Source organism: Mesorhizobium sp. 131-2-1 (genome assembly GCF_016756535.1).
In the GTDB taxonomy this organism is placed as follows: domain Bacteria; phylum Pseudomonadota; class Alphaproteobacteria; order Rhizobiales; family Rhizobiaceae; genus Mesorhizobium.
This window is the reverse complement of sequence record NZ_AP023247.1, coordinates 249,689-271,343: the sequence shown is the minus strand read 5'-3', so window position 1 is coordinate 271,343 and position 21,655 is coordinate 249,689. Positions and strand designations below refer to the sequence as shown.

Here is a 21,655-nt window from a genome sequence, read left to right as displayed (position 1 = left end):
GTTGGGAAAAACTCAGGCGATGGCGCGCGAGCGCTGCGTCAGCCGCTGCAGGAAGCGCCGCACCGGTTCGTCATAGATGCGCGTCGCGATATCGGCGATGACGACCACCGCGCCCGCCATGGCGATGCCGAACCAGGGGTGGTTGGCGAACGGATCGATCGAGACGGCCTTGCCCGCCCCCGCGATGATCATCAGCATCGGCGTGTGGATGATGTAGATCGGGTAGGAGATCCGCCCGAGCCAGCTGTAGAGCTTCGACAGGCGCGGCGCGTTGGGCGCCACCGCCCCGACCGTCACCATGACCGGGAACAAAAGCACCACGCAGATCAGATCATAGGCGGCGCGCGCGCCGCCGCCTGATGGCGCGATGGCGAAGATGACCAGCGTCAGCACAAGCGCGATCTCGACCCAGTAGCCGCGCCGCAGGAAGCCGAGATTCCCCTGGACCTGCGCCATGGACCGGCAGAGCAACACGCCGAGAAAGAACGAGAAGGTGACGCGCGGCAAACCGCTCGCGATGGTCTGGCCGGTCATGCCGAAATCGAGCGTGCCGGAGAGCACCGCGGCAAGAACAAGCAAGGCTAGGCTGCCGGTGATCAGCACCGAGAGCACCCGCTTCGACAGGACGAAGAACAGGAGCACATAGGCGATGTTGACCAGCAGCTCGAAGAACAGCGACCAGGAAGCGGGATTGAGCGGGAAGATCGTGTGATAGGCGTTGCCGACCAGCGGGATGAACAGCATGCCCGTCGTCAGCATCAGCGCGATGTCGGACATCGGCATGTATTCGCCGGGCATCAGCCTGTTCTTGATCAGCAGGTAGAAGGCGCCGAGCAGTGTGCCGGCGAGATAGAGCGGATAGAGCCGTATCAGCCGGACCAGCAGGAAGGTCCCGAACCCCATCCCGCTCTCGATCTTGCGGTCATAGGCGTGCGCGATGACGAAGCCGCTGAGCAGGAAGAACAGGTCGACCGCGAGATAGCTCGACGGCAGCACCTTGCCGTCGGCGATGAACGGCGAGAAATGGTAGAGCATGACGCTGATCGCCGCCACGCCGCGCAACGCGTCGAGATTGAGGTAGACGTGACGGGTTGCCGGCTGCATTCGTGGCCTTCATCAGCGGATCGCTGCGCGACTTCTCAGCGGCTCTCCTGCGCCCCACCGGGCGGCACTCGACGCTGCCTTCTCAATTCTTGCCGGCGTCCACCCGCGCCATACATGCCGATCGCCTACTGGCTGGCCATCGGCGCCAGCTTCACCTTGATCACGTCTCCGGGCAGCACTGGCGTATCCTCGGTCGCCGCGACCTCGGTCGTCTTGCCGTTGACCACCCGAACCAGCGCGTAAAGCAGGGCAGGTTGATCGCTGTTGGTCATGGCCGCCTGCGTGGCAGGATCCGAGGCCACGGTCATCAGGCCCTTTTGCATGCCCACCCTGAGTTCTGCCTCCTTCAGGTCGGTTTCGACTTGCTGCCGGTCGGAAGCGAGGCTCGATCTCAGCGTGTTTTCGGCGTCGGTGGCGTCCTGCGTTGCCTTGCTGATCGACTGCTTGGCGGTGAGGATCGCCGTCTCGTAATCCAGGATCTGGCCCTGCAGGTCGGCGATGGTCTGTTCCGAATTCAGCACCCGCGTCTGCACGACCAGGCCCTTCTGCGCCAGCGCTCCGACGCTGTCGAGCTGCTCCTTGGCGAGGTCGACCTGGCGCTGCTGGTTGACGATCTTCTTCTGCAGCGACTCGATCTCGTTCTGCAGCAGGCTTTTCAGGTCGTCGAGCGCCTGCAGCTTCAGCTTGAGCTTCTTCTGGTCGGACGTCAGCACCGCCATCTCGTCGGCGACGATCGTCGCCACCTTCGGATCGTCGGCCACTTCCTTCGGCGCCTCGAATGTCGTCTTGTCGGCGAGCTCGGCGTCGATGCGGGCGCGCCTTACGACGAGGCGAAGCCGCTGGTCGTCGTAGATGTCGTAATTGCCCTTGGCGGTGATCAGGTCGCGGTCCTGCTGCGGGCCATTTTCGGCGCTGCGCCGAATGCCGCCGGCAACGCTGACCGCCTTCAGCACGGTCAGTTCCGGCACATAGGGGAATTGCCCGGGGCTCTGCACTTCGCCGGAAATGTAGAACGGCCGGAACTGCACCATTTCCACCGAAGCTTCCGGCCTGTCCGAAAGCGCCAGCTTACGCTGCAGCGTCTCGCTGATCGCCGCGGCGATCTCGGCGGTGGTCTTGCCGGCGGCGGGCAATTCTCCCGCGAACGGCACCGACAGGGTTCCGGCCGGGCCGACCGAATATTCGCCATTGATGGCCGACCAGTCGCGGAACGTGCCCTCGACCGTCTGCCATTCGGCGATGCGGATGTTGAGCTTGTCCTGCGGCCCAAGCTGATAGTCGCCGGCCATGGCTGGCACGGCCAGCAAAAGCGCGAGGCCGGCGACGGTGAACCGCGCCGGGACCATGGGAAGCGACAGACCGTTGTCGCGAAGGATGCTGAAGATGTTTGTTTTCAACTGAACGTTTCCGATCCGCTTGCCCCATCGCCCGATGTGCTTGCTGCCGGACGCCCGCTCCAATGCGAAACGGCGTCCCAATCGAAGAGAGCCGCGCCCCTGGCGCGGCTGGGCCGGCGGCTCAGTAGCTGCCGCGCGACATCCATACCGCAGGCACTGTCTTGAAGATGATGCGAATGTCCTCGAACAGCGACCAGTTCTCGACATAGTGGCGATCGAAAGCGACGCGGCTGTCATAGGACACGTCATTGCGGCCGCTGACCTGCCACAGCCCGGTGAGGCCCGGACGCGACTTCAGATAATAGACCGCGGCGCTGCCATAGATCTCCAGCTCGTCGCGCACGACCGGGCGCGGCCCGACCAGGCTCATGTCGCCCTGCAGGATGTTGATGATCTGCGGCAGCTCGTCGAGGCTGAGCTTGCGTAGCACCTGGCCGACGCGCGTGACGCGCGGGTCGTTCTTCAGCTTGCGCGTCGCGACCCACTCTGCATTCGCATCCGGATTGGCGGCAAGATGCGCGGCCAGCACCCGCTCGCCGTCCTGGACCATGGTGCGGAACTTGAGGCACGGGAAGATCCGGCCGCCGCGGCCGATGCGCTTGTGGCCATAAAAGATCGGCCCGCCATCGGACAGCTTGACCAGCAGCGCGACCATCACGAACAGCGGGGCCAGAAGCATCAAGCCAGCCAGTGAGCCGATGATATCGAAACCACGCTTAAGCAGACCGCCGATCGGTGGCGGAAAATCGATGCCGGCCTGCGGAAAACCCGCATCGGCCGACTTGGCAATATCCCTCATACCGCAACTCCATACGTTGAACGAATGGTTTACGGCAAGATATCAAAAAAATGCTGCAGCGCAACACACAATTTCCCATCGCAGTGAAATAGTCACGTCATGATTTGACTAAATAATAAACGCGCGCTGCTCAAAAAATCACCTTTGTGGCACGTTTGTGACAATCTATGAGCAACACTAGGAAATGTAGTGCCTTTTTGAGGCCGATTTTGGGCGTATCGTTCTTTGCCAGAGAGTGAATGCCCTTAACGTGCCTCCGAATCACTATCTCAGCTAAGTTATTAGAGTAAAATACTAATTAATATTGTAGATTCTACTGCAGCAAAATCCGCTTTTCGCAATCGGCTGTGCAGCCTGCGTGTGCGACGCAGCATGGCAGAGTCGAACCCGAAAACCCACTCAAAATTATTTGCGTTTGGCCTTGCTGGCGGTTCCCCGCCTTAATAGAGTCGCAAACTGTTCCTGTTAGAGTTTGGATAGGTTGGGAAGGCCGGAAGCAACCGGTCGAAAGCGAGCAGCCGGATAAGCTCGCGTGGCGCATGGGGAGATACTCGGGTGGGTAAGCCGTCACTTTTGCATGCTCGCGTCGGTTGATGGATCGGCGGACATGTCACTGCCAAAATTCATCGTCGGGATGCTGTTCGCCCTCGCGATCGTGATCTCGTGGTCCTATTTCGATGGCGCCTCGTCCGGCACGATCGTGCTGCGCGCCGTCGCTTGCGCCGCCATCATCCAGGCGGGTTATTTTCTGCTCGTCTATCTCATAGTCGCCAGGAGCGCGCCGACCCCGGCCGACAGGCTCCGCGAGGCCGAAAGGAACCTTGGTGCGCCGAAGGCGGCCGAGGGCGAGAAGTTCAGCGCCCGGCGCAGCATCCGCTGACGCGGCATCCTGCTGAAACAACGAATCGAGGCGCCCTCAACTGGCGTCGGCGATATCGTGTTCCGCCTGCTCGCCCGACAGCATCCTGGACAGCCGGCTGCCGGATTTCGCCTTCAGCCGCTGATACTGCCCGACCTCGACGATGCGGCCGTTTTCGATGGCCACCACCCAGTCGGCGAAGGCGATCATCGACGGCCGGTGCGCGATGGTCAGGATCGTCATCGTGCCGCGCAGCCCGTCGATGGACTTGGCGATCAGCGACTGGTTCTGCCAGTCGAGCGCGCTGGTCGCTTCGTCGAGGATGAGCAGCGATGGCTTGCGCAGCAGCGCTCGCGCCAGCGCGATTCGCTGGCGTTCGCCGCCGGAGAGCCGGATGCCGCGATCGCCGACCACCGTGTCCAGCCGCTTCTCCAGCCCCTTGACGAAATCGGCTGCGTGCGCCGCGCGCAATGCCGCCCAGAGCTCGCCATCGCTGGCTTCCGGCGCCGCAAGTCTGAGGTTCGCCGCGATCGAATCATGCAGCAGGAACACATCCTGCGGCACATAGGCCACCTGGTCGCGCCAAAGCCTGCGGTTTTCCGGTCCGATCTCGACACCGTCGGCGAGGATATTGCCTTGTGTCGGTTCGAGTAGGCCAAGCAGCATGTCGGCGATCGTGCTCTTGCCGGATCCCGAAGGGCCGATAAGGGCGGTGACCTTGCCGGCGGGAAGGCCGAAGGTGATGCCGCTGACGACGGGCCTGCCCTCCGCGCCATCGGCAAGGCCGCCATAGGCAAGCGAGACATCGCGTATGTTGAGCCCGATATCGAGGGTCAACCTCCCGACCTGCACGCCCTGGCTGCCCGCCGGCTCGCGCTCGGCGTCGAAGCGCCTCTGCAGGTCTTGCATCGAGGCGTAGGCGGGCAGGTTGATCAGCAGCTGCTGCGCCTGCGTCTGCATGTCCATGAAGCGCGGCGCGATCCGCATGAAGACCAGGAGCAGCACGACGATCTCGGCCAGCGAGAGATGGAACCGGGTGAGCGCGATGTAGATGAACAGGCTGAGGCCGATGACGCTCGCCACCTGGAACAGAGCCGTGCCGATCGTGCTGTTGCGCACATAGTTGATGTTGTCGGCTTTCATTTTCTCGAGCGTCGTCCGCAGCTGCGCGAAATAGCTCGCCTCGACATTCAGGCTCTTCGCCACCTTGATGCCGCCGAGGAACTCCGAGACGGTGCGGTACTGGTCCTGGCGATTGGCGGTGAGCACCCGGCCATAGGCCGTCGCGCGCGAGCGGAAGGGCCGCAGTGCCGCGAACATCAGCACGCCGATGACGATGGCGAACGAAGTCATGACCGGCGAGATGAACAACGACACCACGAGATAGCCGGCCAGAAGCACGATGGTCTGCGCCAGCATCAGCAGCGAGAAGGCGGCGGCCTGTACGCGGTCGATGTCGCCGGTCAGTGCATGGTCGAGATCTGAACTGCGCGTGCGCGCGAAAATGCCCCAGCGCGCTCTGCCGATGCTCTCGAACAAATCCATGCGCAGGCGGTTGACGAAATCATAGAGCAGCCGCGCCATGTAGACGGACTTGAAGCGGTTGAAGCCTGCCTGCAGCGCGACGAGGCCGACGAGCAGGCAAAGCACCGTCGCCAGCCCGAGCGTTCCGCCGGGCACCAGCCAGTGCAGGACAGGGTTGTCGGGCAGCCTGATCGCGAAATCCTTGTCGGACCTGCCGATAAGATGCAGCAGCGGGATGAGCAGCAGGATCGAGATGCCCTCGGTCAGGCTTCCTAGGATAAGGAAGATGAGCGCGATCCATGTCCGCCGTCCGCCGATCCGGGCCATGACGGCGCCGAAGCCGGCAATATCCCGAAACAGCGACAGGCGAAGGATCGCGGCCATGGCCCGTCTCACTCCTGCCCGCTGCCGGCCAGATCCCGTTCGATCAGCGCGACGGCCTCGCCGATCCGGTCCAGCCCGGTCGGCACTTCGAGGCGATGGACGCCGGCCCGGTTGGCGAACCCCGCGCACTGGCGCAGATGCGTGGCGGCGAAATCGCCGACCAGCGCGGCGCGGCCGAAGCGCGTCACGTAGGAGAATTTGATGAGCGCCGACAGGGCGTCGGGTCCTGTCAGGGGCGAGATCGCCGCTTTGTCGCCGCGCTGCAGGATGTAGACCCGTGTCGCCGCAACCGCGTCGCGGGCAAATCCGCCATGCAGGCGATGCTGCGCCTTGTCGATCGCCGGATGCGCCTGCGGGCGGATTTCCGCTTGCCGGATCGGGATGGCGGCGGCGGCATCGGCTGCGAGCTTCAGCTGCGGAAAGCCCGGAATGATCACCGGTTCGTTCGGCCTGGACAGGTCCACCGCCACGACATCGTCGGTTTGCAACCGGTGCCCGGCGCTGATCATCGCGCTGGCCGTCGTCGACTTGCCGGCGCCCTTGTCGCCCATGAAGATCGCGCTCCTGCCGCCGACGGCGATCGCGCTGGCATGCAGCACGAGCAGGCCGCGCTGGTGCAGGAGCAACGCCATGACCGGCCCCAGCAGCGGAAAGGCGATCAGCTGGTCGTCGATGCCGGGCGCGGGCTCGATGTCGATGCGGCGGGCATCGCTGATCAGGAAGGCGCCGACCGCCTCCCAGGCGAGATATTGCCGTGCCGGTTCGAAGCGGAAGGCGGTTCCGGCCTCGAGCCGGGGTTTTGCATAGTCGATGGGGCCGACCGCGATCACCACGTCGGCCGCTGCCGGCGCCGTTGCCTCCAGCTCGGGCAAGGCCACCTCCGAACTGATCGTCAGCCCATAGGCCCGGTAGAAGCGGCGTTCCCTGCCGCGCTCTCCGGCCGGTTCAGCCGTGTCCTGCCAGAGAGCCGGCGCGAGCGAACCGTTGGGCGATATCATGCATGGCTCCCGCTGAGTTTCACCTGGCGCAACCAGAGCGACAGCGAGGTCGAGCGCCAGACATACTGCACGTCGAGCGGCGCGGCCTCGTCTGGCCGCCGCAGGATCCGGGCATAGGCGGCGGCCACCTCCGGCAGGTTGACATAGGGCGCAATCAACTCGGCGTCCGAGACCAGCACCTTGTGCAGCAGGTCGCGATGGTTGCCGACCATGCCCTTCACCAGGTTGGACGTGAAATCGATCTTGTCGCGCCGCCACTGCACTTCGGGCGGCAGGATGCCGTCCATGGCGCGGCGCAGCACGTAGCGGCCAAAGCCTCTGCTCAGCTTCTCCTCGCCCGGCAGCGCCAGGCAGAACTCGACCAGCGGCTTGTCCCAGAACGGATAGCGTGGCTCGACGCCGAAATTGGCCGCTGACTTGTCGAGCACCTCGAAGGCGTGCGGCACCAGCCCCGTCGACAGGATCCAGCGATGCGTCAGCGCCTCGCTGGCGCTGACGCTGGACGGCATGTAGCCGCTCCTATGGAACCGCTCGGCAAGATCGGTGCGTCGGGCAAGCGCCGGATTGACCAGACCGCCCCAGCCGCGCGGCACTGGCGCGGACCCGCGCCTCAGCCTGCCGAGGACGCGATTGGCTATCCCTCTCAGTTTCGCGATCCGCCAGGCCGGCCCATAGACGGTCAGGAATTTGAAGTACATGCCGAGCATGCCGTCGCCATAGGTGTTGGAGGCGCCGCGCAGTTCCCGCCATAGCTCCATCCATCTGCCGGCATCGGCCAGCTCGTGCAGATGGCCGTGGCCCTGCGATACCACCTCGTCGCCGCCATGGCCGTCGAGCAGCACCTTCGTGCCCTTCGCGCCGGCGGTCCGGTAGATGCTGCGGGTCAGCGACAGGCCGGGCGCCAGGAACGTTTCTTCCTGCTCTTCAAGGATGCGCTCGAACTCGGCGAAGGGCGCATAGTTGCCGACGCTGATCAGCGTGCCGTCGAGGTTGGGCTTTTCAAGCACGGCGTCGATGAACGGCTTCTCGTCCATCGAGGAGCCTTTCTCGAAGATCAGTGAGAAGGTCGGCAGTCCTGGCTTGCGCTCCGCGGCTCTCTCGAGCCCGGCCACGCAGGCGATCGAGGAGGAATCGAGGCCGCCGCTCAGCATCGCGCCGACCGCGTCGGTTCCGCGCATACGATTGCGGACGGATTGCGAAAACAAATGCCCGAATTCCTCCGCCGCATCCGACCGGAGCGGCCGTCGCGACGGCTCGATCTGCCAGTAGCGGCGCAGCACCACCTGGTTCTCCGTCACCGTCAGGCTGTGGCGGGCGGGCAAGCGGAAGATGTCGGTGTAGGCGGTGGACTGCGGATCATCCGGCAGCCCAGCAAGGAAGCCGGAAATCTGGTGCTCGCTGATACGCGCGCCGTCGCCGTCGAGGCCAAGGATCGGTCCGATCTCAGAGGCGAAGGCGAAACGCCGGTCGCTCGCGTAATAGTAGAAGGGTTTGACGCCGAAATGGTCGCGGGCGCAAAACAGCGCCTGTCTTTCGCTATCCCAGATGGCGAACGCGAAGTCGCCTTGCAGATGGGTGGGGCAGGTTTCGCCCCAGGCGAGATAGGCGCGCATCACAAGCACGCCGTCGGCGACCGACCTGTCCCGGATTCCGAGCCTTGCCAGCAATTCGTCGCGGTTATCCAGCCGGCAGTCGGCGGTGATCGCCAGCTTGCCGCCGGCCATCGTCAGCGGACCCGGCCCGGCTTCGTCGGTCGTGTTCAGCCAGGCATGGCCGAGGGTTATCGCCGTGTCCGACCACCACGAGGCGCCGTCGCGGGCGCGATGCCGCATGCGCGCGAGCATCTGCTGGATGTCGGCGGCGGTGGCGGGCTTGCCGTCCCGTCTGGCCAGGATTCCGGCGATGCCGCTCATCGTTTACTGACCGTGGTCGACGAGATGGGCGAACCCGGCAAGCGAGCCGCCAAGGACAATGTGGCTGCCGCTCATCAGCCAGGCATGCGCTTTCAGCTCGGCGCCCGTATTCTGCTCGATGCCAATGCGGATGTTCGAGGCCTTGCCCCCGCGGGCGAGAAGGTATTGGCCCGACAGCGCCTGGGTCAGGCAACTGGCATAGGGGACAAGCCGGGCAGCGGCCGCGACGCCCCAGGCGACACGTCTCAGATCGGCGACGCTGGCCACCTCGCGCGCGTCGAGCCGGGTCACCAGGCGGCGAACACGGTTGAAGGAAAACAGCGTCAGCCCCAGCCGCACGGCGGCGACCACCACAACGCAGCGCGCCAGGAAGAGCATCTCCGCACCGCTGAGTGAGAGGAGCCTAGACAAGTTCCTCATGGTGGAGCCTCGCAAGCCCTGCCTCGGCCAGGCCTTTCAACAGTCCATCGACGTCGGCCCTGCAGCGCGCCGGATCGACGTCGTAGCGCGTGAGCACCGCGGCGCGGATGTCGGCCACCGGGCGCGGCTCCTGGATCAGTTCCCAGATATAGGCGCCGACACTGTTCAGGCTGTAATAGATGTTGGATTGCAGATTGAGCAGCGCCAGCCCGTTGCCGAATTCGCAAGCCACGGCGTCGCTGGTGGCGGTTACGCGGTCCTGATCCGCCGGATCCCATGTCATCCTAAAACCCCGTTACAAAACGCTACGCTTCGTCAGTTCCAGGAAGGGATCGATCAGCGTCGGCCGAAGTCACCCCGATAGGTCGTTGTTGAACAGAAGCCCAGCACCCATGCCGTTCGCCAGGCTGATCGCGGCCTCAGGCAGAAAGCCGGGGGATTGGGTCCCCCGGCTTCCCGAGAAGACGTATTCGGAGCCCCAACTTTGCGCCCCGGAACACAATCAAGCTCAAGAGAACGTAAGCTGGTCGAAAGGCGTGTGCGCAGGGAATGCCGCGTCGAGCGCCGTCGTGCCCGAGCCGCCTTGCGTGATCGTTTCGATCGAACCGTGAACCGTCAGGCTCGGCGTCTCGTACTCTTGCTTTTCAACATTCTGTTCCATTTTACTCTCCGATAGGACTGGAAACGGCCTGTCGAGTGCCGGCAGCACATTACTATGCTGCAACGCAATAGCTGCATGGCACCCTAAATGAGTCAAGCCTGATTTACCAACCATTAATCAATTCTTGGTTGCGCCTGCCTTGGTTGGTGATCAAACCTTTTGCACGCGCATCCTAGCCATGCCTCCAGACGGATTTCAACGACGCGTCCGTGACGTCTATTTAAGCAACTGATTTGATTATGATAAATATTTTGACTCAAATGCCCGCATTCTAGGCATGAAAAATTCAGTGCCCGATGCGCCCGAATTCGTGCCGTCCCTCGGCTCGAACTGGGTCGCCGGATGGCTTGCTCATTTGCCGCCTATGTAAACGCTGGGGTTGCAGGACTCCGCCGCGATGAAGGAAAGGCTGGACGCCTGCGGCGATTTTGGCGATGCTTTCCTTCGCAGTTGCAATATAACAGGCCGGGCGGATTTTTTGCGAGGACCTTGTCGGGAATGGCCGTGCAGGAAAGTGCTTACCAGAGGCTGCGCGCCACCGACTGCGCCGACGAAGTCGCCTACGTTCAGGCGTGCCTGAGGCTGTTCTTCTCGCCCGGCTCGGGTGCGGCGGCAGGCGGGGCGCTGGCGCCGTCAATCTCCATCGCCACCGTCGCCGACATCGCCAGGCTGAACAAGGTCGCGATCTTCGTGCTCAAGGCCTTATCCCATGCCAAAGCCGGCGAAGCGCCGTCGGAACTGCTCGGCTGGCTCGACACCTACCGCCGCCGCACGGTCTCGATGAATTCGTCCGGCATCATGGATTCCTTGGCCATTCATCAGGCGCTGCGCGACAGGCAGATCGAATTCGTTTTCCTGAAGGGGCCGTTCCAGCAGCAGCTGCTTTATGGCGATCACTTCATGAAGCCGTCGGGCGATGTCGACATCCTCGTTTCGCAGGCAGGCTTCGCCAGGGCGCGCGAGGCGCTGCGCGCGATCGGCTACGAGGTCGCCGGCAAGTCGCGTTCGCTCTGGTGGCTGCGTTTCCTTGGCGAGCAGCACATGATCCGCGGCGGCGAGTTCAGGCCGTCCACCGTCGACCTTCACTACCGGCTGCAGCAGCCCGGGTCGCCGAGCCCGCGCGACACCGATGGCTTCCTGCGGCGCAGGCGCGAGGTCGGGATCGCCGGCAATCATGTGCCCTTCATCTCGGCTTCCGACACACTGCTTTTGTCCTGCATCAGCGTCGCCAAGGCCTTCTTTAACCGCGAGCCTTGCGCCGGCTATGTCTGCGATGTCAGGGCCAGCACCAGCCGGCTGAGCGAGGCCGAGCAGCAGGGCGTGCTCGACTACGCGGCCGGGCAGGGGTTGGCGGATACGCTGCTGCTTGGCCTCAGGGCCGCCGATGTGCTGCTTGGCGGCACGGGCACGCTGCTGTCGGAGCGCGCCACGCGGATACTGTCGCGCATCGACAACGCCGATCTCCTCCACATGGTGATCGCGCCCTGGCTGTCCTCCTTGCGCTGGCCGCAGCGCCGGACGGTGCTATGGGAACTATGCGGCCGCGCGCCGGTCCGCTATCTGGCCGAGGCCGGCTGGGCGGCTTCGGCCGATCTCAGCCGGCGCATTTTCGAACGGCCGGCAGTCGGCGAAGCAGGTGGCCGGTGACGATCATTTTGGGGCATGGGGCAGGAAATTCGAAACAAACTCGTTCGATCGAGAGGTGAATTGATGTCCAGCACAGCTTCCCGGGTCTGCGTGATCATCGCCGCCCGCAACGCCGCCCGAACGATCCCAGCCGCCATAGCGTCGGCGCTGCGCGAGCCGGAAGCGGCTGAAGTCGTCGTCGTCGACGACGCCTCCACCGACGACACCGCCGAGGTGGCGCGCGCCGCCGATGACGGCAGCGGCAGGCTCAAAGTCATGCGTCTCGACGTGAACCGGGGCCCGTCCTTTGCCCGCAACGCCGCGATCGCCGGCTCAAGCTCACCCTTCATCAGCATCCTAGACGCCGACGATTTCTTCCTCGAAGGCCGCTTTCGCAGGCTGTTCGCCAGCACCGACTGGGATTTCGCCGCCGACAACATCATGCTGATCAGGGACGACACGGCGACCGATGTCTCCAAGGTCGTCGCCCCGTCCTTTTCGGCCGATCCGGAATTCCTCGACTTCGAGCGTTTCGTCGAGGGCAACATCTCCAGGCGCCGCGTGCAGCGCGGCGAGCTCGGCTTTCTGAAGCCGGTGATCAGCCGGGCCTTCCTCGATCGCCACGCCCTGCGCTACGACGAGAACCTGCGCCTCGGCGAGGACTATGAGCTCTATGCCCGCGCCGTCGCCTGCGGCGCCCGCTTCAAGGTCATCAGGTCTTGCGGCTATGGCGCCATCGTGCGCGCCGATTCGCTGAGCGGCCGCCACAAGACGCAGGATCTGAAGCGCCTGGCCGACGCGGACCTGGCGCTGCTTGCCATCGACACGCTGCCGGAAACGTCCAAGGCGGCGCTCAGGAAGCATGAGCGCCACGTGCGTGACAAATACCGGCTGCGCAATTTCCTCGACGTGAAGGCCGAGCGTGGCCTGGCATCGGCCGCCGCCTATGCGCTGGCGAGCCAGTCGAACCTGATCCCCATCGTCCGGGGCGTCGCCGCCGACAAGCTCGAGGCGCTCTTTCGCCAGACCGGCCTTGCCCCCAAGCGGCCGGTGCCGCCGATGCGCTTCCTGATGGCCGCTCAAGCTGTTGAAAAGTAAGCCGGACCGCGGCTCGGCCTCGGTCTCGGATCGAAAAAAATCGCCTTTGCCTAACTCCGAGGTTGCCTACTCGGCCTCGGAATGGCAGTGTATGTTGCGGTGCAGCAATTTTGGAAGGCCAACCGGATGGCTTCGATATTCGGCTTCAGATCCAGGGATCCGGCCCGGGACCGGCAGACCGACCTCCAGCGTTACGATCGTCTGGCGCGGCTGCTGGACCAGATCTCCAGCGAGATCGAGGCGGAGAAGACCGGACTTGAGAATCGCTACCGGTCGAAGGCGACGAACGCCGCTTTCCTGGTCGAGGCGATGGAGAACGGATCGGCGTCGACAGGCAAGTCGTCGGAAGTCAACGAATTGACGAAGTCGATCCTGAACTGCGAGCGACGCATTGCCGAGCTTGCCCGGCAGAACGGCCTGATGAAGGAACTGCGTCATTCGCTCGACGCGATTGTCGACGAAAGTGCGCAGGGCTCCGATTCGCGGAGCGGTTTCGTCAAGTCGGCGGGCGCGCGCTGACGGCACGAACGAGGTCCGCAGGGCAAAGGCTAGGTACGAGGCACAGACAAGGAGTTCTAGGGCGGAGGATCGCAAACGGCCCGCAAGGCGGGTCATTGGACGACTTTGGGTTGGGGCGGAACAGCACAAAGGTGAGTTGGTATGAACGCAGATCCGAAGACTATCCCCATCGTCGCGGCCGATGTCATGCGGTTCGAGCCGAGAGCGGGCCTGCGGCGGCTATCCACAGCTGGCGCGTTTCTTGTGGCCGTGGCCGCAAGCCTGGTTGCAGCCCCGCATCCATCGCGGGCGCAGGACGTGCAGAGCGCGCCCTCATTCGTCGATGACTTCTCGAATTTCGACCATTCGCGCTGGTATGTTTCCGACGGCTGGTCGAACGGCCCACACCAGAACTGCACCTGGTCGAAGAGCCTTGTCGGGCTTTCCGATGGTGTGCTGACGCTGGGCTTCGAGAAGCGCCAGACCAAGGACCGCGAATTCGCCTGCGGCGAGATCCAGACCAAGAAGCGCTATGGCTACGGCACCTATGAAGCGCGCATGAAGACCGACACCGGGTCCGGCCTCAACGCCGCCTTCTTTTCCTACATCGGCCCCGCCGACAAGCAGCCCTGGGACGAGATCGACTTCGAGGTCCTGACCAAGGACACCTCGAAGGTCCAGGTCAACACCTACATCTTGGGCAAGCCGAAGAATGAGAAGCTCGCCGATGTCGAGGGCGGCACCGACAAGGGCTTCAACGACTACGGCTTTGTCTGGGAGAAAGAGCGGTTGCGCTTCTACGTCAACGGCAAGCTGGTCCAGGAAGTGACCGACCCAGCGGAATTGCCGACCCATTCGCAGAAGATATTCTTCAGCCTCTGGGGCAGCGACAAGCTGACCAACTGGATGGGCCCCTTTTCCGACCCCGGCCGCAAGGTCACCATGCAGGTGGAACGCGTCGCGTTTACGGCGCTGGGCGAGCCATGCCAGTTCAAGGAATCGCTGGCGTGCAGCATAAGCAGCGGCGCCAACAGCAACTAGCGTATGGTTCCGAAGGAAAGCCAAGCGTGGCAGAAGCGGCGACCGCTTTCGGAATCGTGCTTAAATAGGAAACAGCCGTGGGGATCACGGCCAGGCAACATCTGAACCGGCCGGACCGAAGACGGCCTTGAACAGGAACAAAACCGAATGAATCTGACCGTCTTTGGAATTGGCTATGTCGGCCTCGTGCAGGCCGCCGTGCTCGCGGAAGTCGGGCACCAGGTGGTGTGCGTCGACATTGATGAGAAAAAGGTCGAGCGGCTCAACCAGGGCCTGATCCCGATCTTCGAGCCCGGGCTCGAAACGCTGGTCAAGGAGAACCACGCCGCCGGCCGCATCAAGTTCACCACCGACGCGGTGGCGGCGGTGAAGCACGGCCAGATCCAGATGATCGCGGTCGGCACGCCTCCCGGCGAGGACGGCTCGGCCGATCTCAAATATGTGCTCGCCGTCGCCGAGGCCATCGGCCGCGAGATGGAGACGCCCAAGATCATCGTCGGCAAGTCTACGGTGCCGGTCGGCACCTGCGAGAAGATCAAGGCCAAGATCGCCGAGACCCTGAAGGCGAGGGGTCGCGAGGATCTGGCTTTCGACGTCGCCTCCAATCCGGAATTCCTCAAGGAAGGCTCGGCCGTCGCCGACTGCATGAAGCCCGACCGTATCATCGTCGGCACCTCTAGCGAGGACACCGAGGCGGTGATGCGCGAGCTCTATGCGCCGTTCAACCGCAACCACGAGAAGATGATCGTGATGGACGTGCGCAGTGCCGAGTTCACCAAATACGCCGCCAATTGCATGCTGGCGACCAAGATCAGCTTCATGAACGAGATGGCCAATCTGGCCGAGCAGCTGGGCGCCGACATCGAGGAGGTGCGCAAGGGCATCGGCTCCGATCCGCGCATCGGCTACCACTTCATCTATCCCGGCCTCGGCTATGGCGGCTCGTGCTTTCCCAAGGACGTGCGCGCCCTGATCAAGACCGCCGAAGGCGTCAAGTTCGACGCCAAGCTGCTGCGCGCGGTGGAGGAGCGCAACAACGAGCAGAAATCGGTCCTGTTCGACAAGGTGCACCGCTATTTCAAGGGCAACCTCAAGGGCAAGACCTTCGCGCTCTGGGGCCTGGCCTTCAAGCCCAACACCGACGACATGCGCGAGGCCCCGGCACGTGTCTTGATGGAAGCACTGTGGCAGGCCGGCGCCAATGTTCAGGCCTATGATCCCGAGGCGATGCAGGAATGCCAGGCGATCTACGGCTTGCGCGACGATCTTCTGCTCTGCGGCACGAAAGAGGCCGCGCTGCGCGGCGCCGAGGCGCTGTTGATCTGCACCGAATGGAAGAGCTTCCGCGCGCCCTCCTTCGACGCGCTCAAGGATGCACTGACCACGCCGGTGATCTTCGACGGCCGCAACCTCTACGATCCCAAGGTCATCGCCCGCTACGGCATCGAATATTTCAGCATCGGCAGGATGGCGGCGTGAGGGCATGCGCCGACATCAGCCTGAAGGACCGGTTCGGCCTCGACGAACGACAGCGAGGCCGCCGGTGACCATACGCGTATCCAGAAAGGGTTCTATCTGATGGTGCTGGATATCAGGCCCGAGCAAATCGCCAACGAGCATTTCGATATCATCGCCATCGGTTCCGGTTTCGGTTCGGCCTTCTTCCTGCACGGCCTGTTGAAGCGGCGGAAGGCCCGTGTCCTGGTCCTGGAATGGGGCCGGCACAACACGCACGAATGGCAGCTCGGCCAGAACGCCAACACCGATATCGACGACGAGAGCACCTACAAGACCAACTCCGACAAGCCGTGGAACTACACGATCGGCCTCGGCGGCGGCACCAACTGCTGGTTCGCGCAGACGCCGCGTTTCCACCCCAACGACTTCAGGCTGAAGAGCACATACGGCGTCGGCAATGACTGGCCGATCAGCTATGACGAGCTGGAGCCGTTCTACTGCGACGCCGAGGAGGTCATGTCGATCTCCGGCGACCCGGACATGGCTCGGATGCTGCCGCGCTCGAAGCCCTTCCCGCAGCCGCCCCACCGCATGTCGTCGCCCGACCTGATGATGAAGGCGGCGCAGCCGGAGCAACACTTCGTCATGCCGACGGCGCGCGCCCGCGTGGCGACCGCGCTGCGCGGCGCCTGCTGCGCCAATCTGCGCTGCTGGCTGTGCCCGGCCGATGCCAAGTTCACCGTCAACAACGGCCTGATGCATGTCTTCGAGCATCCTGACGTCTCGGTCTGCCTCAGCTCGGAAGTGCGGCGGCTCGAACACGTTGGCGGCTCCGTCCGCTCGGTGACGTTCGTGCATGGCGGCAAGGAATATTCGGCGAGCGGCGACCTGTTCGTGCTCGGCGCCAACGCGATCCAGAGCCCGGCGATCATGCTGCGCTCCGGCCTTGGCGGCGAATTCGTCGGTCTCGGCCTGCACGAATCCTATGGCTGGAACTTCGAGGCCTATCTCGACGGCGTCGACAATTTCGACGGCAGCACCATCACCACCGGCCTGAATTTCGGCCTCTATGACGGTCCGCATCGGGCCGAGCACGCGGCGGCGCTCGTCTATTTCGAAAACCGCTGGCAGCACGGCATGCGCGCCGAGAAGGGACGGCTGCGGCAGGTGCTGCCGCTGGTGGTCGTCACCGAAAACCTGCTCGACCCGGAGAACCGGGTGATCCTCGACAAGGACGAGAACGCCTTCGTCAGCTTCAAGGGCGCGTCGGACTATGCCGTCAAGGGCATGGCCAAGGCGCTGGAAAAGCTGCCCGCGCTGCTTCAGCCGCTGCCAGTCGAGCAGCTCTTCGACCGCGGCATCCGGCCGACCGAATCGCATGTGCAGGGCACGTTGCGGATGGGCACCGGCCCGGCCGATTCGGTGGTCGACCGCGACATGATCCATCATCAGCAGCGGAACCTCGTCGTCGTCGGCACGAGCACCTATCCGAGCTGCTCCTGCGTCAATCCCAGCCTGACGGCGGCCGCCCTGTCGTTGCGGGCGGCGAGTCGGATGGCATGAAGGAGCTGTCGGCATGATGAAGATCACTCGACGTGCAGCATTGGCCGTGATGGCCGGCGGGGTCGCCTCGACCGGCATCGCCTATGCCGCCGTGTCCTCGCTTTCGGACGAGGATCTCGTGCGCGTCACGCTGGAAAAGTATTTCGGCAAACTGAACATGCGCATAGAGCACCTGCAGCAATTCGTGCTTGAGTTCTCCAACCGCAATCCGTGGATATTCCCGAGCACTAAGGTGGCGGACGCGGTCACCCTGCTGGAGACGGTCAAGCTGGGCGAGGCGCGCCGGCTGCTGCCGCGGGATAAGCGGGAAGACCTGACGCATTTCGAGCGCTGGGTCATCGCCGAGTTCCACATGCTGACCGACTATGCCTGGCGCAGCTCGCCAGGCGATCCGATCCGCTTCACCGGCTGGCATCCATGCACCAATCCATTCGCGAATCTGGAGCCGCCGAAGGTCGCTTGAGGCCGGAGGCAAGACGCTGGTCCTGGCCAGCTTCCGAACGAAACACGACAAGGAGCCCTATCCATGAAAGTCCTCTTTGCAGGCGGCAATGGCTACACTCCCCAGTTCAGCGGCGGCGTGCAGTCCAGCACCCATCATCTGGTCGAGCAACTGATCGAGCACGGCCATGAGGCGTCGGTGCTGGCGGCGCTGTTCGGCCAGGGCGTCTTCGGCTACAAGGCGCGCGCCAAGATGAAGCTGCTCAGGCAGCGCGCCGTCATCGACAGCTATCCTGGCTATCCGGTGGTGCGGGCCTGGTTTCCCTGGGAGGCGGCGGGCTTTGCAGTCAAGAAGCTGAGGCCGGACGTCGCCGTCGTGCAGTGTCACAAGTCGGTTCCGATCGGCAAGGCGCTGCAGGCCGAGGGCGTGCCTCTGGTCGTCTACCTCCGCAACGTCGAATTCCATGAACTGGGCGGCGACCTGCGCGAGCTGCATTCGGCGCTCTACATCGCCAATTCGGAGTTCACCGCACGCACCTACAAGGAGAAGTTCGACATCGATTCCACGGTCATTCCGCCGACCATCAATCCGGCCACCTACAACACGCCGACGACCGGCGAGTTCGTCACCCTGATCAACCCTTACGAGGAAAAGGGCTTTGATCTTGCAGTGCGCATCGCCGGCGCCTGCCCCGAGATCCAGTTCCTCTTCGTCGAAAGCTGGAAGCTCGACGACGATCACAGGGCCCGGATCGAGGCGACGATCGCGCCCTTCTCCAACATCAGGCTGGAAAACCGCACCAGCGACATGAAGACGGTTTATGGCCGCACCAAGATTCTGCTCGCTCCCAGCAAGTGGGAGGAGGCCTGGGGCCGTGTCGCATCGGAGGCGCATTGCAGCGGCATCCCCGTCGTCGGCTCGCGGCGCGGCGGCCTGCCCGAGGCCATCGGCTCGGGCGGCGTCGTGCTCGACTATGACGGCCCGCTCGACGATTGGGTGGCGGCGGTCAGGCGGCTCTGGAACGACACTGAGGAGTATCAGCGGCTTTCAGCAGCCGCGCGCGCCTTCTCGGAGCGCCCCGCCCTGAACCCCGAGCGCCAGTTCGCCACCTTCTTCTCGCTGCTCGACAGGGCGGCGCAACAGTCTTCGCGAAAGGCTGCTTAGGGTTCGGCTGCAGCGCCCCCTGCGGGCGCTGCCTCCAAGCTTGTTCGAGTTGTTGTCGCGATCAGGCTGGGCGCTTGACCCGGCTCTTCAGCGTCTCGTAGCCGCGCTCGCCGAGCAGCGTGCGCGCCACCTTCTTGGCCACGGACTTGCGTCCGTCGGGCGAGTTGATCTGGCGCAATCTGGCCGGCAGGTTGCGCGCCGCCTGGCTGAGCGCCGGCAGCGACAGCGCGTCGGGATAGGTGACCAGATGGGTCTCCACGCACAGCACCGGCTTGCCCGACAGCTCGGCGATCTTGAGCGCCTGCTGGTGCTCGCTCTCGATGAACAGGATGGCGTCGGACTTGGCGTAGAAATCGGCCTTGAAGCTGCCATGCACGCCAAGCCGCTGCCGCTCTGCCTTGCTCGGCAGGTCGAGCATGATCAGGTGGTCGTATTTGATGTCGTGCTTGGCCAGCCAGGCTTCGGTCAGCTTGCGGTACTTTTCCAGCCGGCTGGTCACCAGCCAGCCGATCTTGCGGGTCGGACCATGCAGCGGCCGCGCCTCGGCCAGGAATTTCTCATAGGCCGGCCCGTCGTCGTTTTCCGCTTCCGTGGGGTCGAGGCAGAGCACGCCGTCAATGTCGACACAGCACTGCTCGAGGAATTTGTGGTGCATGAAGTTCCACTGGAACATCCTGGGATGCGGCACCACCTCGAAGACGACATCGGTTTCCTTGTGCTGTGACAAGAGCCCGAACACCGCCGCAAAGGTGAAGTCCGCCTTGATGCCGGCGGCCTCGATCCGGTTGCGCGCGTCGCGCATGGCGTTGCCGCCGCTGACGCTGTCGTCGATGACCAGGATCTTGCGCATCTCGGCGGCTTGCCGGTCGAGCGCGGCGCGGCGCTTGGTGATGCCGGACGAATAGATCTTGCCGGCAAGGAAGCTGTCGAGATCGGTCATCGGAATGTTCGCGGCGAGGCTGACCAGCGTTGCCGCGAGAATGCCGCTTCTCGGCACACCGACGACAAGGTCGATGTCGCGCGGCAGGCGGTGAAGGTTGCTGACGATCGCGTCGTTCATGTCTGAGATCGAGCGGTAGTGCATGGTCTTGGTCGGGTCCTCGGATGTGCGCATGTTATTTCGCTCCGCTGGGGGCAGCCGCCGGCGCCCGCGTCGGTATCAGCTTCAGGGCTTCGCGCAGCGCCTCGCGCCCGGAGGCGAAGGCCAGCGCGACCACGATGGTGGCGATGTAGGACATGACCACAGCCCCGGCCATGGCCAGGATCGGCTGCTGCGGCAGGAACGGCTTGGCGAACCACACCGCGGCAAGCGCCAGATGCGCGCCAAGCACGAAGGGCGTCGCCGCCTGCAGGACGTGGCTCGCCCTGAGTGGCCCGGTCTTGCCGATATAGAGCCACAGGAAAGGCGTTCTCAGATACTCGCTCACCGCATAGGCGACCGCCACGCCGATCGCGCCATAGGGCAGGCCGACCAGGAAGGCGAGCACAGAGGTCACCGCCGTGACGATGCCCCAGCGCATAAAATCGCCCGAACGGCCCTGGCTGACGAACAGCCAGCCGGCCGGATTGTTGAGCGGCTGCAGCAGCCCGGCGAAGCCGAGCGCCAGGAAGATGCCGGAGCTCTGTCGCCACTGCTCGCCGAGCACAAAGGGGATGACCACGTCGGACATTGCGGTGGCGAAGGCGACGCCCGGCAGCGCCACAAGAAGGATCAGCGGCATGACGCGCAGATAGGCGCTGCGGTAGCGGTCCGGCTCGTCCTTCAGCCTGGAAAGCGCCGGCACCATCACCTTCGACAGCGGATTGGTGATCTGGCTGAGCGGGAACAGCAAAAGCTTGTAGGCGCGGTCGTAGAGGCCGAGCTGGGCTTCGCCCCAATATTTGCCGATCAGCACATTGTCGAGGTTGCGGGCGAAGAAGTTGGCGAAGTTGAAGCCGGTAATGCCGGCGCCGAAATTGATGAGCTGGCTGATGCCTTCGACCTTGCGCGGCAGGCCGGGGCGCCAGCGCGAGCTTGCCCAGTAGCAGAGCGTCGGCAGCACCGCGCCGGTCAGCGTACCGGCAAACAGCGCCCAATAGGAGCGGTCGATGAAGGTCCAGGCGATTGACACGGCAAGCCCGGCGACGGCGCTGGTGACGTCGATGGCGGCAAGCCGCGCGAACTGCATGCGGCGCGTCAGCAGCGCCAGATGCTGGGCGCCTAGCCCATAGGCCATGATCTGCAGGCCGAGCGCAGCTACAAGGCCCGACACCCGCGGCTCGCCATAGAAGGCCGCGACCAGCGGCGCGGCGGCGGCGAGCAGGCAGGCCAGGACGGCGCTGACCGCGACATTGATCCAGAAGAGGTAGTTGACCTCCTCATGCGTGATGCCGCTTTTCTGGATCGTCGCCTGCGTCAGGCCGAAATCCTGGAACAGCGCGATGAAAGCAAGCACCGGCGCGCACATCGCCACGACGCCGAAATCCTGCGGCGACAGCAGCCGCGACAGCACGATGACGGAAACGATCTGCGTCCCGACCCGCACGGACTGCGCCATGGCCGTGACAACGGCGCCGCGCCCGACCGATCTGCGGAGAGAGCCCTCTGGCGGGTCGAATGCACTGGCTTCCAAATTCAGGATCCCTGATTTTTGCGTCGCTCCCGACAATGTCGTGACCGGCGCCCGCCGCCGTCCCACAAACTACGGCATTTTTGGTGCAGCGCAA

At 64.0% G+C, this 21,655-nt stretch carries 20 protein-coding genes; 9 read left to right on the top strand and 11 right to left on the bottom strand.

Features of this window, described 5'->3' with window-relative positions:
- Positions 1 to 12 precede the first annotated feature (12 nt).
- The 3 genes from JG743_RS01240 to JG743_RS01230 form a co-directional block, all read right to left on the bottom strand.
- Positions 13 to 1,104 (bottom strand): acyltransferase family protein, encoded by a 1,092-nt coding sequence (locus JG743_RS01240; RefSeq protein WP_202297348.1) that lies wholly within the window; start codon positions 1,102 to 1,104, stop codon positions 13 to 15.
- 125 nt (positions 1,105 to 1,229) lie between these two features.
- Positions 1,230 to 2,450 (bottom strand): polysaccharide biosynthesis/export family protein, encoded by a 1,221-nt coding sequence (locus JG743_RS01235; RefSeq protein ID WP_202302367.1) that lies wholly within the window; start codon positions 2,448 to 2,450, stop codon positions 1,230 to 1,232.
- Between the two features lie 172 nt (positions 2,451 to 2,622).
- Positions 2,623 to 3,300 carry a sugar transferase gene (locus JG743_RS01230; RefSeq protein ID WP_202297346.1) on the bottom strand — a complete coding sequence of 226 codons (678 nt, stop codon included), beginning with the start codon at positions 3,298 to 3,300 and terminating at the stop codon, positions 2,623 to 2,625.
- A 607-nt stretch (positions 3,301 to 3,907) separates the two neighbouring features.
- Here JG743_RS01230 and JG743_RS01225 point away from each other — a divergent pair.
- The gene (locus JG743_RS01225) at positions 3,908 to 4,180 is read left to right on the top strand and encodes an exopolysaccharide production repressor exox (protein ID WP_202297344.1); all 273 of its coding nucleotides are present in this window, start codon (positions 3,908 to 3,910) and stop codon (positions 4,178 to 4,180) included.
- Between the two features lie 36 nt (positions 4,181 to 4,216).
- On the opposite strand, the gene JG743_RS01220 is transcribed toward JG743_RS01225, so the two are convergent.
- From JG743_RS01220 to JG743_RS01195, 6 genes are all read right to left on the bottom strand, one after another.
- On the bottom strand, positions 4,217 to 6,067 hold the full coding sequence (locus JG743_RS01220) for an ABC transporter ATP-binding protein (protein WP_202297342.1): 1,851 nt from the start codon (positions 6,065 to 6,067) through the stop codon (positions 4,217 to 4,219).
- Positions 6,068 to 6,075: 8 nt separating this feature from the next.
- Positions 6,076 to 7,065 (bottom strand): serine kinase, encoded by a 990-nt coding sequence (locus JG743_RS01215; protein WP_202297340.1) that lies wholly within the window; start codon positions 7,063 to 7,065, stop codon positions 6,076 to 6,078.
- Positions 7,062 to 8,978 (bottom strand): lasso peptide isopeptide bond-forming cyclase, encoded by a 1,917-nt coding sequence (locus JG743_RS01210; RefSeq protein ID WP_202297338.1) that lies wholly within the window; start codon positions 8,976 to 8,978, stop codon positions 7,062 to 7,064. The genes JG743_RS01215 and JG743_RS01210 overlap by 4 nt, the downstream gene beginning before the upstream one ends.
- Positions 8,979 to 8,981: 3 nt before the next feature.
- A complete protein-coding gene (locus JG743_RS01205) occupies positions 8,982 to 9,398 on the bottom strand; it encodes a lasso peptide biosynthesis B2 protein (RefSeq protein WP_202297336.1) in 417 nt (138 codons plus the stop codon).
- Positions 9,382 to 9,681 carry a PqqD family protein gene (locus JG743_RS01200; RefSeq protein ID WP_202297319.1) on the bottom strand — a complete coding sequence of 100 codons (300 nt, stop codon included), beginning with the start codon at positions 9,679 to 9,681 and terminating at the stop codon, positions 9,382 to 9,384. The genes JG743_RS01205 and JG743_RS01200 overlap by 17 nt, the downstream gene beginning before the upstream one ends.
- Positions 9,682 to 9,906: 225 nt before the next feature.
- Complete coding sequence (locus tag JG743_RS01195; RefSeq protein ID WP_126056859.1) at positions 9,907 to 10,059, bottom strand: lasso peptide; 153 nt, start codon at positions 10,057 to 10,059, stop codon at positions 9,907 to 9,909.
- Positions 10,060 to 10,557: 498 nt separating this feature from the next.
- Between JG743_RS01195 and JG743_RS01190 the strand changes: the two genes are divergently transcribed.
- From JG743_RS01190 to JG743_RS01155, 8 genes are all read left to right on the top strand, one after another.
- Complete coding sequence (locus tag JG743_RS01190; protein WP_202297316.1) at positions 10,558 to 11,706, top strand: nucleotidyltransferase family protein; 1,149 nt, start codon at positions 10,558 to 10,560, stop codon at positions 11,704 to 11,706.
- 63 nt (positions 11,707 to 11,769) lie between these two features.
- Positions 11,770 to 12,783: a glycosyltransferase family 2 protein gene (locus JG743_RS01185; RefSeq protein WP_202297314.1), complete on the top strand. Its 1,014-nt coding sequence runs from the start codon at positions 11,770 to 11,772 to the stop codon at positions 12,781 to 12,783.
- A 126-nt stretch (positions 12,784 to 12,909) separates the two neighbouring features.
- A complete protein-coding gene (locus JG743_RS01180; RefSeq protein ID WP_202297312.1) occupies positions 12,910 to 13,302 on the top strand; it encodes a hypothetical protein in 393 nt (130 codons plus the stop codon).
- Positions 13,303 to 13,443: 141 nt separating this feature from the next.
- Positions 13,444 to 14,322, top strand: a complete 879-nt coding sequence (gene exoK, locus JG743_RS01175) for an endo-1,3-1,4-beta-glycanase ExoK (protein WP_202297310.1) — start codon at positions 13,444 to 13,446, stop codon at positions 14,320 to 14,322.
- Positions 14,323 to 14,469: 147 nt separating this feature from the next.
- Positions 14,470 to 15,801, top strand: a complete 1,332-nt coding sequence (locus tag JG743_RS01170; protein WP_202297308.1) for a UDP-glucose dehydrogenase family protein — start codon at positions 14,470 to 14,472, stop codon at positions 15,799 to 15,801.
- 99 nt (positions 15,802 to 15,900) lie between these two features.
- Positions 15,901 to 17,343 (top strand): GMC oxidoreductase, encoded by a 1,443-nt coding sequence (locus tag JG743_RS01165; RefSeq protein ID WP_202297306.1) that lies wholly within the window; start codon positions 15,901 to 15,903, stop codon positions 17,341 to 17,343.
- A gap of 13 nt (positions 17,344 to 17,356) precedes the next feature.
- Positions 17,357 to 17,806: a hypothetical protein gene (locus JG743_RS01160; protein WP_202297304.1), complete on the top strand. Its 450-nt coding sequence runs from the start codon at positions 17,357 to 17,359 to the stop codon at positions 17,804 to 17,806.
- 63 nt (positions 17,807 to 17,869) lie between these two features.
- Positions 17,870 to 18,949 carry a glycosyltransferase gene (locus JG743_RS01155; protein WP_202297301.1) on the top strand — a complete coding sequence of 360 codons (1,080 nt, stop codon included), beginning with the start codon at positions 17,870 to 17,872 and terminating at the stop codon, positions 18,947 to 18,949.
- Between the two features lie 61 nt (positions 18,950 to 19,010).
- On the opposite strand, the gene JG743_RS01150 is transcribed toward JG743_RS01155, so the two are convergent.
- On the bottom strand, positions 19,011 to 20,033 hold the full coding sequence (locus tag JG743_RS01150; protein ID WP_202302365.1) for a phosphoribosyltransferase: 1,023 nt from the start codon (positions 20,031 to 20,033) through the stop codon (positions 19,011 to 19,013).
- Between the two features lie 31 nt (positions 20,034 to 20,064).
- Complete coding sequence (locus JG743_RS01145; RefSeq protein WP_202297299.1) at positions 20,065 to 21,561, bottom strand: lipopolysaccharide biosynthesis protein; 1,497 nt, start codon at positions 21,559 to 21,561, stop codon at positions 20,065 to 20,067.
- Positions 21,562 to 21,655 lie beyond the last annotated feature (94 nt).